The organism is Lysinibacillus sp. FSL K6-1151, from assembly GCF_038630755.1.
Taxonomy (GTDB): Bacteria; Bacillota; Bacilli; order Bacillales_A; family Planococcaceae; genus Lysinibacillus; species Lysinibacillus fusiformis_D.
The window spans coordinates 2,000,497-2,017,488 of sequence record NZ_CP152040.1 but is presented as its reverse complement, the minus strand read 5'-3'; the positions used below and the strand labels follow the sequence as shown (position 1 = coordinate 2,017,488).

At 39.4% G+C, this 16,992-nt stretch carries 16 protein-coding genes and 1 pseudogene; 4 read left to right on the top strand and 13 right to left on the bottom strand.

All coding sequences use genetic code 11. From position 1 onward, the window contains the following. Positions 1-63 precede the first annotated feature (63 nt). From MHI04_RS09650 to MHI04_RS09640, 3 genes and pseudogenes are all read right to left on the bottom strand, one after another. Positions 64-1,746 carry a methyl-accepting chemotaxis protein gene (locus MHI04_RS09650; RefSeq protein ID WP_342535607.1) on the bottom strand — a complete coding sequence of 561 codons (1,683 nt, stop codon included), beginning with the start codon at positions 1,744-1,746 and terminating at the stop codon, positions 64-66. Between the two features lie 162 nt (positions 1,747-1,908). Next, positions 1,909-2,346, bottom strand: a complete 438-nt coding sequence (locus MHI04_RS09645) for a hypothetical protein (RefSeq protein ID WP_338653949.1) — start codon at positions 2,344-2,346, stop codon at positions 1,909-1,911. Between the two features lie 188 nt (positions 2,347-2,534). Beyond that, a pseudogene (locus MHI04_RS09640) lies at positions 2,535-2,735 on the bottom strand (hypothetical protein); the annotation flags it as partial. A 106-nt stretch (positions 2,736-2,841) separates the two neighbouring features. Here MHI04_RS09640 and MHI04_RS09635 point away from each other — a divergent pair. From MHI04_RS09635 to MHI04_RS09625, 3 genes are read left to right on the top strand one after another with little or no spacing between them, the layout of a single operon-like run. Continuing rightward, positions 2,842-3,456 carry a sigma-70 family RNA polymerase sigma factor gene (locus MHI04_RS09635; protein ID WP_283778132.1) on the top strand — a complete coding sequence of 205 codons (615 nt, stop codon included), beginning with the start codon at positions 2,842-2,844 and terminating at the stop codon, positions 3,454-3,456. After that, positions 3,422-4,237, top strand: a complete 816-nt coding sequence (locus MHI04_RS09630; RefSeq protein WP_342535605.1) for an ABC transporter ATP-binding protein — start codon at positions 3,422-3,424, stop codon at positions 4,235-4,237. Before MHI04_RS09635 ends, MHI04_RS09630 begins: the two co-directional genes overlap by 35 nt. After that, positions 4,237-6,708, top strand: coding sequence for an ABC transporter permease (locus MHI04_RS09625; RefSeq protein ID WP_342535604.1), 2,472 nt, complete (start codon positions 4,237-4,239; stop codon positions 6,706-6,708). The genes MHI04_RS09630 and MHI04_RS09625 overlap by 1 nt, the downstream gene beginning before the upstream one ends. Positions 6,709-7,419: 711 nt before the next feature. On the opposite strand, the gene MHI04_RS09620 is transcribed toward MHI04_RS09625, so the two are convergent. From MHI04_RS09620 to MHI04_RS09610, 3 genes are all read right to left on the bottom strand, one after another. Then, complete coding sequence (locus MHI04_RS09620) at positions 7,420-7,986, bottom strand: hypothetical protein (protein ID WP_089932289.1); 567 nt, start codon at positions 7,984-7,986, stop codon at positions 7,420-7,422. A 488-nt stretch (positions 7,987-8,474) separates the two neighbouring features. Continuing rightward, positions 8,475-9,020 carry a histidine phosphatase family protein gene (locus MHI04_RS09615; RefSeq protein WP_342535603.1) on the bottom strand — a complete coding sequence of 182 codons (546 nt, stop codon included), beginning with the start codon at positions 9,018-9,020 and terminating at the stop codon, positions 8,475-8,477. 215 nt (positions 9,021-9,235) lie between these two features. Further along, positions 9,236-9,634: a hypothetical protein gene (locus tag MHI04_RS09610; protein ID WP_230594003.1), complete on the bottom strand. Its 399-nt coding sequence runs from the start codon at positions 9,632-9,634 to the stop codon at positions 9,236-9,238. A 1,060-nt stretch (positions 9,635-10,694) separates the two neighbouring features. On the opposite strand from MHI04_RS09610, the gene MHI04_RS09605 reads away from it, so the two are divergent. Beyond that, the gene (locus MHI04_RS09605) at positions 10,695-11,165 is read left to right on the top strand and encodes a hypothetical protein (protein WP_036129003.1); all 471 of its coding nucleotides are present in this window, start codon (positions 10,695-10,697) and stop codon (positions 11,163-11,165) included. A gap of 196 nt (positions 11,166-11,361) precedes the next feature. Here MHI04_RS09605 and MHI04_RS09600 read toward each other — a convergent pair whose 3' ends face one another. The 7 genes from MHI04_RS09600 to MHI04_RS09570 all read right to left on the bottom strand — a co-directional run bounded on the left by MHI04_RS09600 (position 11,362) and on the right by MHI04_RS09570 (position 16,890). Beyond that, the gene (locus MHI04_RS09600) at positions 11,362-12,090 is read right to left on the bottom strand and encodes an alpha/beta fold hydrolase (RefSeq protein ID WP_244504814.1); all 729 of its coding nucleotides are present in this window, start codon (positions 12,088-12,090) and stop codon (positions 11,362-11,364) included. A 26-nt stretch (positions 12,091-12,116) separates the two neighbouring features. Then, positions 12,117-12,641, bottom strand: a complete 525-nt coding sequence (locus MHI04_RS09595; RefSeq protein ID WP_036128993.1) for a hypothetical protein — start codon at positions 12,639-12,641, stop codon at positions 12,117-12,119. 84 nt (positions 12,642-12,725) lie between these two features. Continuing rightward, positions 12,726-13,790 (bottom strand): DUF4179 domain-containing protein, encoded by a 1,065-nt coding sequence (locus MHI04_RS09590; protein ID WP_342535602.1) that lies wholly within the window; start codon positions 13,788-13,790, stop codon positions 12,726-12,728. Next, a complete protein-coding gene (locus tag MHI04_RS09585) occupies positions 13,765-14,316 on the bottom strand; it encodes a sigma-70 family RNA polymerase sigma factor (protein WP_141903213.1) in 552 nt (183 codons plus the stop codon). Before MHI04_RS09585 ends, MHI04_RS09590 begins: the two co-directional genes overlap by 26 nt. 123 nt (positions 14,317-14,439) lie before the next feature. Further along, the gene (locus MHI04_RS09580) at positions 14,440-15,162 is read right to left on the bottom strand and encodes a toast rack family protein (RefSeq protein ID WP_230594005.1); all 723 of its coding nucleotides are present in this window, start codon (positions 15,160-15,162) and stop codon (positions 14,440-14,442) included. 109 nt (positions 15,163-15,271) lie between these two features. Next, on the bottom strand, positions 15,272-15,652 hold the full coding sequence (locus tag MHI04_RS09575) for an SRPBCC domain-containing protein (RefSeq protein ID WP_342535601.1): 381 nt from the start codon (positions 15,650-15,652) through the stop codon (positions 15,272-15,274). A gap of 29 nt (positions 15,653-15,681) precedes the next feature. After that, the gene (locus MHI04_RS09570; protein ID WP_342535599.1) at positions 15,682-16,890 is read right to left on the bottom strand and encodes an MFS transporter; all 1,209 of its coding nucleotides are present in this window, start codon (positions 16,888-16,890) and stop codon (positions 15,682-15,684) included. Positions 16,891-16,992 lie beyond the last annotated feature (102 nt).

Here is a 16,992-nt window from a genome sequence, read left to right as displayed (position 1 = left end):
CACCTTCCAATGCAATAGTATACAGCGTAAATGTGTTGGAAGTTTGAAATCAAGCGCAATTTTCTATAGTTTGAAGCGACGAATGAGGCCATTTAATTGTTCGGCCATTTCTGCTAAATGCTCGGCACTATGTTTCATTTCCTCCATAGAGCTTGCAGCCTGTTCAATGGTCGCCGATGTTTCCTGAATACCTGCCGCTGACTGTTCAGAGACAGCCGCAATATCATCGACAGATTGGTGAATCGTGACAGTATTGTGAACAACCCCGTGCAAATCTGATGACATCCCATCAATGCTTGCTGCAATGGCATCGATCGCATCTGCAATACGATAGAATGTTGTATTGGTCGTGGCAATTTGCGCTGTGCCTTTTTCTACTTCCCCATAGCCTTGCTCTAATGAGGAGGTCACTGTACTTGAATCATCCTGAATAGCTCTTACGATAGCTGTAATATCATCAACGGAGAAGGCCACCTGCTCGGCTAATGCGCGAACCTCGTCGGCTACTACTGCAAAGCCCTTTCCTTGTTCCCCAGCTCGGGCTGCTTCAATCGCTGCGTTCAGTGCTAATAAATTTGTCTGTGCCGCAATATTTTGAATGACCGCTACAAGCTTAGAAATTTCTTGTGTTTGTTTACTGAAACCAGTTACCTGATCCACCGCGTTCTTTACCATCTGCTGAATCGCTTCCATTTGCTTTGTGGAAGAGGTCATGGCATCTCTACCTTCTTCTGTTAAAGCTTTGACTTCCTGCGAATATTGTTGAACGTCTTTACTGCCGTCATGAACAGTCGTTACTTTGACAGCAAAGTCGTTTATGGAGGAAGCGACATCTGCTGCATGGTTTGCCTGTCGTTCTGTACCGCTGGCGATTTCTGTAACAGTATGGGCAACTTGTTCTGTACCTGCTTTTACCTCCGTGGTTGACTGCAAAAGCTCCTCACTGTGAGCCGCTACCTCATCCGACACTGTTTGAATATGTTTCAAGAGTTGATTTAAAATATCTGCCATTGTGTTGGTCGCTTCCATCAACTGGCCCACTTCATCCGTTGATTGAATAGGTAAAGGGGGCTCGCTTAAATCCCCCTTCGTCATTCGTTGCATACGCTCTGTTAATGTAATAATGGGTCTTGAAATACCACGGGCACTTAGTAGTTCAATCATCACGGCTAGCAGGACAATGAAAATACCTACGACAATCGCAATTAGCTGTTTATTTTCACCAGCAGCAATCATGTCCGTGCCTACCTCATTAATGGCTTGCTTTCGTTGCGCCGCTAACCCTTCATAGCCCTCACGAATCGCGGTTGCCGTGTCATCCATTTTCGTTAAATTTTGGATAGCAAGCTCGGTTTGACCCTTGTCATATACTGCAAATACTTGTTGTTCAATATAACGATTCCATTCCTTTGCCATTTGCGCATATTTCCCGAATTCACCTGAGGTTGTGAGTGCTGATCGTTTTTCCTCGTTGTCGGCTGCCTTCGCCACATTATCTTGGAAAATCTCTTTATATTTTTCATTACCAGACAGTACATAGCCTCTAACTGCCGCTATTCTTAAATCGATTGTTTGTGCTTGCTCAAAATCTGCAATTAATAATTGTAATTCTTGCTGAACAATTTGTTCTGTCGCATTGTTGCTTTGTGTGATGGCATAATAATTGTACGCAATGTAGCCTATCATGATGGCGATGACAATACTAAAAGAAAAAACAATGCGTCGACTGATTGTTTTGAACTTCATCTGCAAAAACTCCTTATTTTCCATATCTATTCCATAAATAGTAATCTACCATTTAACAAGAAGGATTGGTGGCTTTAGGAATTTTTACTAGATTTCCAGAAATAACTTGGTCAATATAGTGTTTTTTATAGCATCTTTCGTCTTGAGTATATTGGACTACAATCAATCCCAAGCATTAAACATAACGTCGCCAATCGTTTGGCTATTGAAATAAGCGATGTACTGCCATTCCGTCACTGATAAGCTATGTAAAGCCTGATCCTTTGATAGTAATGTCGTAAGAGTAGTCGCTTCTAAGCATTTACGCATGGGAAAATATTTGTGTAGCCGAGGCTTTGATAAAAATGTAAAGGGAAGCTCCTCATCCTGCTTGGCAAACGCAATATAGGGCATATATCGATGATGAAGAATTGTCAGCTTCTCCCCATCTAAGTCCACCATTGCCTGCATGTAGACAAAGGGAGGTTCATCGATAAATTGTCTTACTTTTGCTCGCTGTTCACTTGTCACTAAATGGTACACCATCGACTGAAACGTACGCATATCCTGCTCGATTAAATGCTCGGCATCAAAACCAGTAATTCCTTTTGTTAAACGCAAACCATCACTCCTTTTTAGTTGACTCTATAAGGACCTTCTCGTTTGAACTAGTCATTTCCTGCCAATCTACCTTATTTCTTTCAATATGATAATCAATTTGTAAAAAAGGAATCCCCCATATCGTCATCCGATGCGAAGCGGTCAATGATGCCATTTTCTTTATGATGCTCCCCCTTGCTTTCTCCTCAGCCACTAACCTGTAAACCTGGTATGACCTTCGTTTCATAGGTAAAACGCTGTGACTCCTCAGGTGCTCTTTTCGGTATATATGTAATGGATGTAAAACGTAAATCCCATTGCTCATGCAGCTGAGGTTTTTGTGTATAATCCCATGCTTTTTCTATAGGAGCCTGGATGTCTATCTCAACATAAATAGGTTTTTTGCTCATAAACTCACTCCTTTTTTCGATTAAACCACTATCATTATAGCAGTAAATTGATAACCTTCTATTAAATGGGTATGCTTATTAAGTTTCTTCATAAAAAATAAAAAACTTGAATCGAAATGACGACTTGCCGAGTCTAATAGTTGAAAAGGAGGCGATTTTCATTACAACCACGCAACAATCTCTTGTAGCCTTAGCCCAACATGGCGATGAGCAAGCGTTTTATCAGCTAATTGAGCTGGAGCAGCATAAGCTTTATCGTATGGCCTATGTCTATGTACAAAATGAAAACGACGCCGTAGAAGTTTTTCAGCAAACGATTATTCGAGCCTTTGAGGGCTTAGCACAATTAAAGGAGCCGCACTATTTTACCACTTGGCTAACCCGCATTATGATCAATTGCTGTAAAACCTATATAGCCAAGAAAAAGAAGGTTCAGCTTGTCGAACCACAAACCTTAGAGGATTTAAAAAGTACATCTCCTACATATATCGAGGAAGAGCTGGATTTATGGCAGGCTCTTTGCCAGCTTGAGGAAAAGTATAAAACGGTGTTATTGCTACGATTTTATCAGGACTACTCCGTCAAGGATATTGCAGCGATTTTACAATGCCCTGAAGGCACCGTCAAAACACATATTCGCCGTGGCTTGCAAGCATTACGACAACAATTAAAGGGGGCATATCTTGATGAGTGGGTTCAATCCGTTGAAAGAAGTCATTAATGCAATACCCATCCCTGAAGGACGTTTAACGGAAGTGTTACGTGTTGAAGGGATGTCCAAAATTTATCAGCAAAAGCATCACACCGTGAACGCCTTAAAAAATATCCATTGCACCATTTATCAAGGAGAGATGGTGGCCATTATGGGGACAAGCGGCTCTGGTAAAAGTACCCTACTGAATATGATTAGTGCGATTGATGAACCAACAGAAGGGGCATTATTTTTATTTGGTCAGGAGGCTCAGGATATATATCAAGAGCCCAAAGCATCGCAATTTCGTAAAGAAAATATCGGCTTTATCTTCCAATCCTTTCATCTGTTAAAAGATTTATCCGTGGAAGATAATATTGCACTCCCCCTTATTTTAAATGATGTTTCTAGTAAGGACATTAAAGTGCGCGTGCAGCACATGATGGAAAAACTGAAAATCGGCGCTTGGGCAAAGCATCGACCACATGAGCTATCAGGAGGACAAAAGCAACGGGTTGCTATTGCTCGTGCCATTATCGCAAATCCGCCTATTTTGCTAGCTGATGAGCCAACAGGAGCGCTGGACGTCAATACGACGGATGAGATATTGGAGTTGCTTGTTGAGCTTCAAAAAAAGAGTCAACAAACGATTTTACTTGTCACTCATGACCCTTATGTTGCTACCTATGCCAATCGGGTGTTGTTCTTCCATGATGGTGCGATTGTAGACTCTTATCAGAATCAGCGAAATGAAGAGGATTTGGATTGTATTTTAATGAAATTTAAGCAGGCTACGAGGGGGGAGCGATAATGTTTACAATGCGTGCCGTTGCCCTAAAACTTTTTCGTGCCGCTTGGGCAAATGTCCTAACGAGTATTAGCATTATAACCATCTCCATTTGCCTTGTGATGACGATGAGTGTCTACGCTTTAAACGCCCATAATCAAATGAAGGCTGACATCCAAGCCTTGTACGGAGAAATGGATATAATGGTCGGCTATAATCCAGATCAACATCAGCTGTTAACGACACAACAAATAGAGTTACTTTCCAGCCTAGCAGGTGTCACCCAAGTGTCTAATGTATCTTTAGCTCACACAAAGGTTGAGCAAGAAAAAAGCACAACCTTTTATACCGTTGGCGTAGAAAATGATGACCTTGTGAAAAGCCGCTATCATTTCGAGATGAATCTTGGTCCGAACGATGCCATTATTTCAGAAAATGTGGCACGTATTTTCAAGAAGAACGTCGGAGACACCATTCATATTCAAACGAAGAATTTTATTGTGCGAGAAATTTTACCAACGATGAAAGGTACGGATAGCCCTAATATCATATTGTTGCCAAATACCATTGTGAAAACATGGATGAATAATAGTCAGCCACAAACTGCTGGTATGTTTGCACTTATTAAAACAGAGGATGGCCTTGCTAAGGCAGTTGGCACAGAGATCAAGCAACTTGATGAAACTTTTCGTGTAGATGTCATGAGTGATTATGATTTGTTTAAAATAAATTTACAAAGCTTAATGATTTTTATGATTGTCCTAGCTGTCTTTATTTTACTCATTGCAAGTGTTTTATTACTGTCCACTTTCCAGCTATTATTTTATAAAATTAAAGAACAGCTGATGATTTTACGTGCTCTCGGTGCATCAGTGCAGCAAGTTAGGCGCATTGTCAAACTACAATTATCACTTATTATTTGCTTTGGGGTTATACTCGGAACAACGATGAGCTTACTGGTCATAAAAGTCTGGCTACCACAATTGATTAGCCTCTTACATTTACCAAATGCTAGAACAGAGCTTCCTCTTCCTTTTGTGATTGTCATCGCGCTTTCGAGCTTCTTGATTCTTCAGGTAATGACACAATGGCAAGTAGCAAAAAGTGCCAGATTATTGCCATTACAAATCGCAACAAACAATGAAAATTTACGTCTTCGTTGGACCAAATGGAAAACGATCATGGTCGGCATTGGAGGAATTATCGCTGTTTTGTTTTTGTTGCAAGCACAACTGACAGGAACAGGAAGCAATCAAGGAGCACTCTTGATTTTAATCGGAACGATCTTGATTTGTGGGATTTTACTGTTATTCATCCCCTATCTGTTTACAGCCCTCCTTCAGGTTGCATTAAAGCCGATTCGTGCAGTGTTTGGCAAGGAAGCCTATTTAGCGTGCCAGCAAGTCATGCCACAAGTACGCAAAAATAGGCCGATTGTGCTCAGCATTATTGGGTTAATGGTCATTTTAACCTTTGGTAGCTCGTTAATGAAAACGTTACAGCATAATGACCTAGCCTTCACCGAATCACAATACGAAACCGCTGTAAAAATCAATAATGAATTAAATGATCCAACCCTTACACCCGCAGTTATTAAGGAAATGGAGGCCTTGCCAAGCGTGCAGTATGCTTATGCACAAAGTAATAATGCGTACATTGCCCTGCAACTCGGCGATGAATGGCTACCAGAGAACTATACAACCATTGATATCGAGAAATTTGGACAATTAGGGAAGTTGCCAAAAATCGAGGGCCCTTTACAGGATGGACTGTTAGTGACAAAAAGCTTGGCGAATCGTCATCATTTATCGGTTGGTGATCGTATTACAATAGGCTCCTATGATGTTGCTGCACAGCAGGATCGGCCAACAGGTGAATTACAAATTATAGGAATTATTGATGCACCTCTTCACTACGCAGAATTAATCGTGGATTGGTCATCCTTCCTCACTTCTCAGGACCACACAATCATTGAAGACATTATGGTCGAAACGACTAACCCTGAGCAAGCATTGTCTGACCTGTCATTCTTAGAAGAGCGCTGGCCAGCCTTGAAATTTACGGATAAAGTGACCATGATGGAGCAATCCCGTGAAATGTTCTTCCAACGTTGGAGCCTATTTGTCGGCGTCTTTGTACTATTAATTGTCGCTACTGTCCTTGGTGTACTGCAAACATTACTGCATACCATTTATACCAAACGTAGTGACTATGTCATTCAGCGATTGATAGGCCTATCACCAAATGGTTTAATAAAACTTATTTTGACGCAAGTCCTATCGTTTGTGCTATATGGCCTCACTGTCGGCACGTTTATTGGACTTATTTTAACAAGAATGCTGGGATTCATTGATGAAAGCTCTCCGATGTCCTATGACTACTTAACATTAGGCATCACAAGCAGCGCCTTCTTAATAGCAACACTTATTGTCTTTACGCTCCAAGGCTATTGGATTAGCCGACAAAAATTAGCGAATGAAATCGTGGAAATCTAAATAACAACAGCCCTTCTATATCAGAAGGGCTGTTGTTATTGTTGTTGAAAAAAGGTGATGTCAATAGCAGAAAAAGAACCTTTGGCAAGGTGAGCGGGTGATTTCCGCTCCGCCAGCGTCCTTTCCAGGGGGCGTCCGATGAGCCGCTTCACTCACTGCGTTTCGCTCCAGGGTCTCATCTGTGACGCTAAATCCCCTAGGAGTGACGCTGGCTCCACTCCAATCACCATGTGGCAAAAGTGTCTTGTCCTTATCTTTCATACGAGCCGTAGTAAACAAAATAGCCCATTATTTGTATGATGAGAGAAAGGATAGGCTCTTATTTTTCATGTGGAGAAGTGATGAGTGACAACACCCTTCCATAAAGAGTAATGAATACTTTCACTTTAGTTGAAAACCTTTGCTAAAAAGGTACCATTTTTGTGGGTTGAAGTGGAAGGCTACTTGACTCCCGTGGGATAGTGAGACAGGCGATGCCCTGCACGAAGCGGCTCGGCGCTCGCCCACAAGAAAGCAAGTAGCCTGCAACGGAAATCCTTTTTCACCTCTCACCTTTCACAAAAATGCTATTGATGGTTTTGATTTTCAACACTATGACAACAGCCCTTCTATTCAGAAAGGCTGTTGTCTTTACTGTTCAAAATTCAGATTTTGAAGGGCTCTCACATTCGTTTCGTCATTTTTTCGACGAGTTGCCCATTCCATTGAAGGTTATGGTTTTTGGCAAGCAAAATTATAACCACCGATTTTTCTAGCCTCCGTCGCATTGGTTTGTCCATTTAAACCAGCATCATCTCTTGAGTCAATGATGGGGTTGCCACCCTGTGCAAAGCATTTATTCATGTAATTCATTTTTTCTTTATGTGTCAAGTATCGGTCCCAGAAGAAATAGCCTATGAAAGAAACCAAACCAATTCCGGCAAGCCATGCGATAACAGCATATGGTGTTACTTCTCCATCTTCATTCTCTTTATAAAGGATTGTACCATCGTAATTTTCCATGTCTAGCCCAAAGGTTAAAAGTTTATGATGAACCTCATTAGGAGATAGTGATTCGAGAGATTCGTAATAATTTAATTCTTCATCTGAGAAATGATATAATTCCTGGGCAGCTTCTTCATCAAACTCTAATGTTTGTGTAGCCAAGTTATAGTAGATGGATTCGGCTAAAGCACTTTCTTTACGTCCAAATTCATTAGCATTCGCAAAATTCGGAAAAATTGTAGCAGCAATCAACGTAACAATCAAACCACAAATAAAAAATTGAAGCTTCTTCATCACAGCAAACCTCCTTGTTTTATTTATTTATGTTAAAATATTACATTAATGGATAATGTAATATTAACTTCATTATACATAATATCCAGATAAATGTATAATATATAAAGAAAGTGAGGTGTTTTTTTGTATTTCTCAAATATACAATTATTAATGCTTGTATTTGCCTTTATTATTGCGATTTTCAGTGTGATTAAGGTGTATCAAATAAAAAAAGAGTATTTGATTAAACACAGAGAATTAGAGGTGGAATACGAAAGAATCCAACTGGAGAAACAAAAACAAAAGATCCTTTAATTTAGAAAGAAACATGCACCTCAGTCATTAGATTTTCCCTAACGATTGGGTGCATCTATTGGTTTTATCCTAACAATTGAGAATGACATTGGATGAAAAGGTGAAAATTCTAATTATGAGATAGGGACATCTTTCTAGCTATTCAGTTAAAGGCCCCATTAGCGAAATAAAACCTACTATTTTATTGTCGTTTAACCTTGCCATATTCGTTCTATATTTACTTCATTTTCTGTTAAGCATAATTGAAAAACATCTGGATTACGAAGATTTTTCCAACATTCAAAGTCAAAGTCATTATTAAAATTTTTTAGCAATAACGACATGATATTACCGTGCGTAACTATCAATGTGTTTTCAATTTCACTTTTACAAACGTCATCTACTACATTTACTATTCGATTCATTGCTTCTTGACTTGATTCTCCTCCTTCAAATTTTAACTCTGCATCATTAAATGTTTCTTTCAGCTTTTCATACCAATCAGGTAAATCTGTTGTAGAAAGGATACGTTCTGACAAACGCTCATCTATTTCTATTTGTAAGTTTTTTTTCTGGCTTATAGGCTCAACTGATTGAATAGCACGTAAAAATGGGCTTGAAATTATTTGGTCAATTTTTTTATTGGAAAAAAACCTCACTAATAATTCTGCTTGTTTTTCTCCTTGTTCTGTTAGCTGTGCTTCAGCAGCTTGTCCCCTTGCTTCACAATGTCTCACAACATAAATTTCCTTTGTCATACATGCCCCTCCCAATTAGGTGTTATAAGTAAGTTTCTATGATTGTCATTAATTTTCCTTCTAACACAACCCGAGTCGTTAGCTGAACAAGAATCCGTTGCCACAACTCTTACGTTTTGACCATGTATAAATAAAAAAGACCACTTCGTATGAGATGGATACATCATTCTAGCTATTCAATTAGCGCACCACGCTTGTTGAACAAGATACTTTGCTTACCCTTCAACAATTGCAAGATATTTTTTGATTTGTCCTTCAGATTCAACAATTAAAATATCTCCTCGTTCTTTGGTAGAAAAAATCTTTGTACCAACAGGAAGTTTATTCGACATCTCATCTCTAAAATCTGTATTAGCATCATTTTTTGTTTTTATTTCACTGATTTGAACATCTTTTGTTAAAGACAATTCTTCAACCCAATCAATATTAGTTTTGTAGATAACTCCATCATACTGGAAAATATCAGCATCAGAATCTAATGTTAAAACTTCTTCGGCATCTATACTGTCAATTGATACTGTTGTAGTTCCTCCTTGAATATTGCATCCTGTAATCATGAATAAAGCTAATGCGATCAAACCATAGAATAATTTTTTTATTTTCAATCCACCCACCTCTTTTATATAGACACCAATTGTCTACCAAAAGTTACATATTCAACTAAACTGCTTCGTTAGTTGAATAAGAATCCGTTCCACAACTCTTGCATCTTGACACCGTTTAAATAAAAAAGATCACCTCATATGAGATGGATACCTCTTTCTTGTTATTTAATTAATGCCCCCTTTAGTAAAATAATAAAAAAGCTCTAATTTACCAAAGTCTAATATTAATTTCCAACCTTTTTTGGGAGCTGTCGTCGAATCTGAAACACCTACCATTATTGGGTTGTACTTGTCTTTAAGGAACATTTATAAACAGTATCTCCAAAAGACCGAATGTCGTTTAGATAATCGTATCCTTCAGATGAACCATAACGGTTGAACATTCTTACTGCTACTACATTTTCCTCTGGAATGACGAGCAGAGCTACATTTGTGTAGCCGAGTAATTGATAGGAACCTTTTGGAACTGTGTCGCCTAAATGCCCCCAATATGATTGAAGGCACTATGCAACATTACTCTGTTTTTAACTATTAAAGATACCAGCACAAGTTATATGAGCATTTTGAATGTAGCATACAACGATAATTTTCGCAAAACTCTGTTATATAAACTAAACATCGAACACACTATAGTTACCATTTCTTCAACTAGCGTGCACCATTAACTGAACATGAATCCATTCTACAACTATTACGTTTTGGCCCAATACGAAGTCCCGTCAATACGATGAAATAGCATGAAACCGTTTTTTCAATTTTTAAAAATGCCTAGTGAAAAAATAATGATAATTTAAAACTTCATTTTTTGAATCAGCTCGTCTCCCCAGTCTTGCAATTTTTTGATAAAACCTCTATCACCAGAACCAATTACAATATCGTCACCATAGCAGACAGAATCGTTTCTGTTCATTGTTATGAATTGCACATCAGGTTTTCAAAATGCTCTGTTCAAGGAAAATTTTGATATTGGATGCACGCTCGAATCCTTGCTATAATCAACACAAGAACAAGCATTCGTGTAGAGGGGTTCAAAAAGTTAAAAACATGTTTAAATGGGGGAACAATCATTTTGAAAAAGTTTCGTGGGAAAAAGCGTTATTTCCGTAACTTATGGCAAGAAACAGTAGCAGAGCAATATGATTTAGACTTTGGCAAAGAAGGTTGGTTTGATTTGTGGCACACCCATCTTGATTTTTATGGATTGGGGAATACCAGTTTGAAAATACGAAGAACGCATATAAAAGCCTATATAGCCTTACATAACAGTTTATTAGAAAAGCTTGAAACACTCGGAAAACCATATCAATTGTGGATTGAGTTAGTAGATGAAGATTGTGGTTTGGATTCAGTCTATATTCATACGCCCAATCCTAATGAAGACAATTTTCCACTAAAAATAGAAAATATCAATTGGAATTGCCCTGTCCCAAAATACTTCAAGGATTTAATAAACCTGAATGAATTTCATGTAGGACACTATAAGCGGGAATCAAATAACTGCTATTTAATCCTGTCTAAAAATAATGTGGTTACATTGTAAAATTTGTTACTTAATAAGAATAGGAAACCCGCAAAAATTAGGTTTCCTTCAAATTTTATCAAAAGCTATTACATGTTTTTAAAATAATTATGTATTCTATTGAAAACCCCTTAATATAGAATTATTTTTCAAAAATATTCAGGATGCTTGGCAAAAAGGCATTTTGGTATGTCCTGCAACATTCCTCCATTAGCATTTATTCCAAAAAATCTATTATCTCCTGTATGATTTCATCTTGATCCCGGCCTAATGTCATCAAATGTTTAGCGTTTTCAAAGCCCCTCTTCTGCTTAGTGGAAGAGTGAACATGTTGATAAATCGTTTCAGCGCTTTGTGCATATGATGCATCGTCGCGTTCACCGTAGTAGATAGCGATAGGAACGGTAATTCTATCAAGCTGCTGCATCGTTGCTTGGATAAACTGTTGAAATGCGCTCATAGCATCTAACGCCATGTGTTGAAATGGCTCCATTTCCTGTGAAATTTGAGACGCTGATTTGCCCTCTATCGTTTTATAATTGTAGGCATAATCAATTATTCTTTGTTTTAATTGCGCTGGCTCCTTATCAATTGGTACTGATAAGACAATGATTTGTAATAGCTTTTCGAATTGGGCAAGCTTTAAAGTAAAAATGCCACCGATGGATAAGCCAATGACCGAAATCTTCTGATAGCCTTCATTCAATAAAAATTGGTGGGCATCGACTACATCCTGCCACCAGTCGTCTACCTGATAGTGTAATAGCTGTTCTGGGGTATGACCGTGTCCTCGGTATAATGGTGCATAGCAAGTGTAGCCTTGTGCATGTAATGAAGTGGCTACTTTCTTCATATCTCTTGTATGACTTGTAAAAGAATGTAAAAGTAATACGGCATGCTCATTTCCCTGTAAATAAATTTCTTTCGCTGGTAGTATCTTCAGCACACAATCAAGCCCTTTCTCGAATTCGTTTATGCCCCCACAAACAATACTGCCTGTCCTATCGCAATAAAAAAGGCTTCCTCCTGGATGGGACTACTGTCTTCAATTTCTAGCGTAATATCAAAATGCGTCTCACAGAAAGTAGCTTGCCAACGTGCGATAGGCTGCTCATTCACTGTAAATACAGACCAGCCCTCCATTTCTTTGTTGAGCTTGATTTGCTGTTCACCATTTGTAATCAGTAAATCAGGAATCATGATTTGCCAGCCATCATAGGCAATCATATAGTCTTTGCCTGACACCAAATCCTTGCCTCTGAAATGTACGCGCCCACGACGGGATACTTTTTTACACGTAAAAAGTGGTCGACCGTTGCGATCATTGACATCAAAGCGAACAAAATAACGATAGTCCATCGTGCGGTCAAATGCTTTTTTTAGAGCATTGGAATAAACACGTTGAACAGTGGACGATACCTCCCCTGCTTCATTGATAATTTGGATGGCCTCTGTTGACTCGATAGCTGCTGGTTGCTTGTATGTATAAATTTTCACGACTTTCGCTCCTTCAAAACAATAACTTTCTTAAAGCTACCATAAAATAAGCGCCAAATACAAAGGATGTATTTGACGCTCCTATTATTGTTTGGGTACTTCTACTGTAAATGGTTGGAACTTCACTTCTTTATAGGCTGATGGATTGAATGGGATATGTGTTTCTTTGCCATCAGCGTCTATTTGAACGCTCCCACCTCCTGATGGAATGGAAACATAAGGCGTAATGATTAATTTTTCAACATGTTGTGCTATTGGATCAAAGGCTTTCGTGCTGCTTAATTTCCACAACCCATCATCAAATTGTGCTTTTCCTCCGCCCGAATGAGAGGCAATCTCTCTGCCTTGCCCATCTGTTATGAAAAATTCTATAGATGCTGGTGAGTTATCGAGGATTCCGTTCATCGTTGCTTCATAGTCAAGGGAGATCCCTGATGGACTGAAGGAGATGTTGGATATATCAAGCTCAATGCCTTCAACCTGCTGTCGATGATTCACAGGAACATGGACAATCTCTGTAATCTTTTCAATCGGGGTCGAAAACATCCATTTTTCTCCCTTTTCCCCTGCTAATATTAAGCCCAATTGAAAGAAATCTGGCATTTCCTCAACCTGTTTGACATCAAACGTCGCAATACCTGTCCGAACCGTAGGACTTAACCTATGTTCAGAATAGCTACCTGAGCTGACAGTTGGTTGGGCGCCATTAATGGTAAATTCCAAGCCTGCTCCAAAATATAGTTTACTCAATTCCTGCTCAGATTGCATCGTTACCCCAACCGTTATACGAGAATCATCATAAAGCACCTCATCTACTGTGACCGAAATCCCATTGATGGTTTGTGTTTCGCCAACAGCTTTGGTTAGCCCCTGTTCACTGGCTTGTTTTAGCCCAGGCAAGCCTGAGTCATTGAATACGGAACCGATAATTGGTAGCTTGGACAATGTGCTCGCAAATGTTGGTAATACATAGGCTGTGCCAATGGTTAAACTAAAAATGGCAACAGTACTGGCAATAAATACGAATGGTTTACGCTTGCTTCTTCTTTTCATTTGAATTGGTTTACCTTGTGCTTGTTGAATACCTTGTGCAATCGCTGCTCGTACCTCATCACGTGGAAATTCAGGTAGGGTCACTGACTTTTTCATTGAACATTGCACTCCTTTCTAATTGTCGCTTTAGCTGTTTTTTACCACGATGCAAATAGGTTTTGATGGTGTTCTCAGGCTTTTCCATCATGTCTGAAATTTCTTTAATCGGCAAATCGCGATAATAAAATAAAATGAGCGCCATTTGCTGAGGATGGTTTAATTGTTGGATAGCTTCTGCTAAATCAATAGGATTCCCGATGACTTGCTCCTGTTCATGTAACCGATCTAATAATTCCCTCTCCTCATAGGGAATCATTTTCTTGCCCTTTTTCAGCAAACGATAGCATTCATGAATTAAAATGCGGAACAGCCATGTCGAGAAAAATGCTGGATTTTTTAGTTGATGAACGGTTAAATAGGCTTTACATGCCGCTTCTTGAATAGCATCTAGCGCATCCTCTTTTTGACCAACATACGATAGCGCCGTGTAATATAGTTTTTCTTCCTCTAGCACAAGTAGCTGTTCAAAGGCTTCCTTCTGCCCCGCAATCGCTTGTTTAACGATAGATAAATCATGTTCCATACTTGTTTCCCCTCCTTCCATACTTAGAGTCTTTTATCCAAGCAAAAGGTTTCACTTTTATTTATTTTTTTGGCCATACAAAAAGTAGACTACTGTATTTTAAGTAGCCTACTACATTTTCCTTTATTGATCTAATTTAAAGGTAATATCTCCGACACCCAATTCCGAATGAACCTCTAGCACAACATCTGCCTTATCATAGGCTTCGTTGACATAGACACCCTGGCCTTTGGATACAAGACCCTCTATATTTGAAGATCCGATGCCCTTCTCTGTCGTTAATTTGACACCAACCTTTGATGGTAAAATAACGGTTGTTTGACCGACGCCCGTTTCAATCGATGTCTTAAAGCTCTTTTTCCAATCGCCACCTAAATTAACCGTTACATCACCGACACCTGCATCAATATCAAGCTTTTCCAGCTGGAGCCCCTGTAAATCTAGGTTTGCAAGGGATGCGCCTGTTTCAACTGTCAAATCCATCGGGATACTGTCATTCAGTTGGATTGCCCAAGTGTTTTTAATATTTGAGATTCCTAGCTTTGTAGAGCCTTTATGCTGAATATCCACTTCTCCCGTATCGCCGTGGACATCATAGTCTACCTGTGGGGCTAGCTTTTTAATATTATAGTCGGCCTTGCCCTCTACCCATTCCTTCGCACCGCTCGATACTGTCAGTTCACCAACACCTAGATCAATGTCTACCTCTAATGCTTTCACTTTATCCTTTTCTACCAAGATGGCTTCCTCTCGCATCTTGTTGTTTGGAATAAAGGAGAAACACCCCGATAAGACCAATACAGATGTACCCATTATGACACCTAAACCAACTAATTTTTTCAACATGATTTCCTCCCACCATATAATCTACCAATAATTTCATTATATAGGAGTCAACCTTTTAAAATACGACCCTGCGCTCGAAATTTATCTAAGACCTAAGACGTAGGGTTCGCTACTGATAAGGGATATCTCCCCCTTCCAGCAATGCCTTTAAATTAGCCAGCGAAGCCTCATAGCCTGGTGAGTTAAAGCTTACAGTTGTCCCCTCGTGCTGTTGTACTAGCGTAATGGCAATCAACGTTTCCGGCACCTCTAAGTAAAAGGAAAACTCCTCATGTTTTTTTACGTGCTGAATCGTGAGCTGCATAGGTAGCTTTTCAGATAGCTGATTATGCGCATTAGGCATTAACGTAAACGTTATCTTTTCACCATCTGCTAGTTGAGGGATATCCCAGGTGGAGCCTGGTGCATACCATTGCGAGAGGAGTTGTTCCTCTGTAATCGCTTGCCACACGCTATCTATTTTCGCATCAATCCAAATCGAACTGGTCATTCACCATTACCACCTTTTTCTGTTTTCCATTATTTTACCGAATTTTCAAGCGATAGACTACTTTGGGATGTTCGGTATAAATGAAATGCCCCAATGATGATGAACATGGCCATGAAATCCAAGGCTATTTGATGACTTGAGAAAACAGCAACTAAAAAACCATACAACGTTGGTGCTAAGACAATAAAAAATTGATTAATCGTTAAAGCTGCACTCACGGTAAGTCCCACAGCTTGAGGATCAGAATGCTCGGTGACACAGGTAATATATAAGGAATACCAGCCGAGTGCTAAAAAACCAAACACACCACAAAAAATAATCATCAAGCTCTTCCCATGTATGACAAAGGGCAAACAGCCAATCATCATAAATGTGGCAACCATGACAAGCACTAACAATGACGCACGTTTATGAGCGAAATATCGGTCACCCAGCCAAGCAAGCACAATTCTCCCTAGCATGCCTCCCAGCAAAATCAAACTTAAATAGCTCCCTGCCTCTGTTAATGTATAGCCGCCCTCTTGATGTAAATAGCTCATAAAATGAGCAATGATGACCATTTGTAAGGACATCATGACAATGCCGACAAAAAATAGAGGATAGAGCGCTCGATTATGTTGAATAGCCATCATCTTTTCTTTAAAGGAAATAGGATTTGCGGCAACGGTTACGTGCTGTTTTGGTTCATGATACAGCAGTAAAAATAAAAGTCCCCCACTTATCGCCACTAAACCCTGTACCAAATGCACAGTGGACAGATGGTGCTGTTGATATAAATACGTTAGTACAATAGAAGAAAGTGCCCCACCAATGGGGATACCTGTCTGGCGAATACCAATAGCAAGCCCACGATGCTTATCTGGAAACCACTTCACAATAGCGGTACTGCCGCCAGTTTGTGCACTACCATACCAGATACCAACAACTATTAATACGAGTAGCAATGTCGTATAATGGTTCACAGGTATTAACAGGAAGGCTGACAGGCCCAGTATAACGGAGCCCCATCCAATAATCCGCTTTTCTCCTTTTTTATCCATAAGGTAGCCAAATAACAGCATGGAGAAAATCGGCCCTATATTGACGGCTGAAACAATCAGTCCAGTTTGAAAGGACGTTAAGTGCCATTCCATTTGATAAAAAGAGGCAACTGGCCCCATCCCATAGGTGACAAAGGTTGAAGCTGTCTGTGACAGTGTAGCCACTAGTAAAATAACCCATTGATAATATGTATGCATGTTAACCCTCCATCAGGTTGATACCGCTTTATTTATGCAGTATACCTTGTCGCTACCTAGAGTTTACGTTGACTGATAGCATACGTAAAATGGAGGAAAATG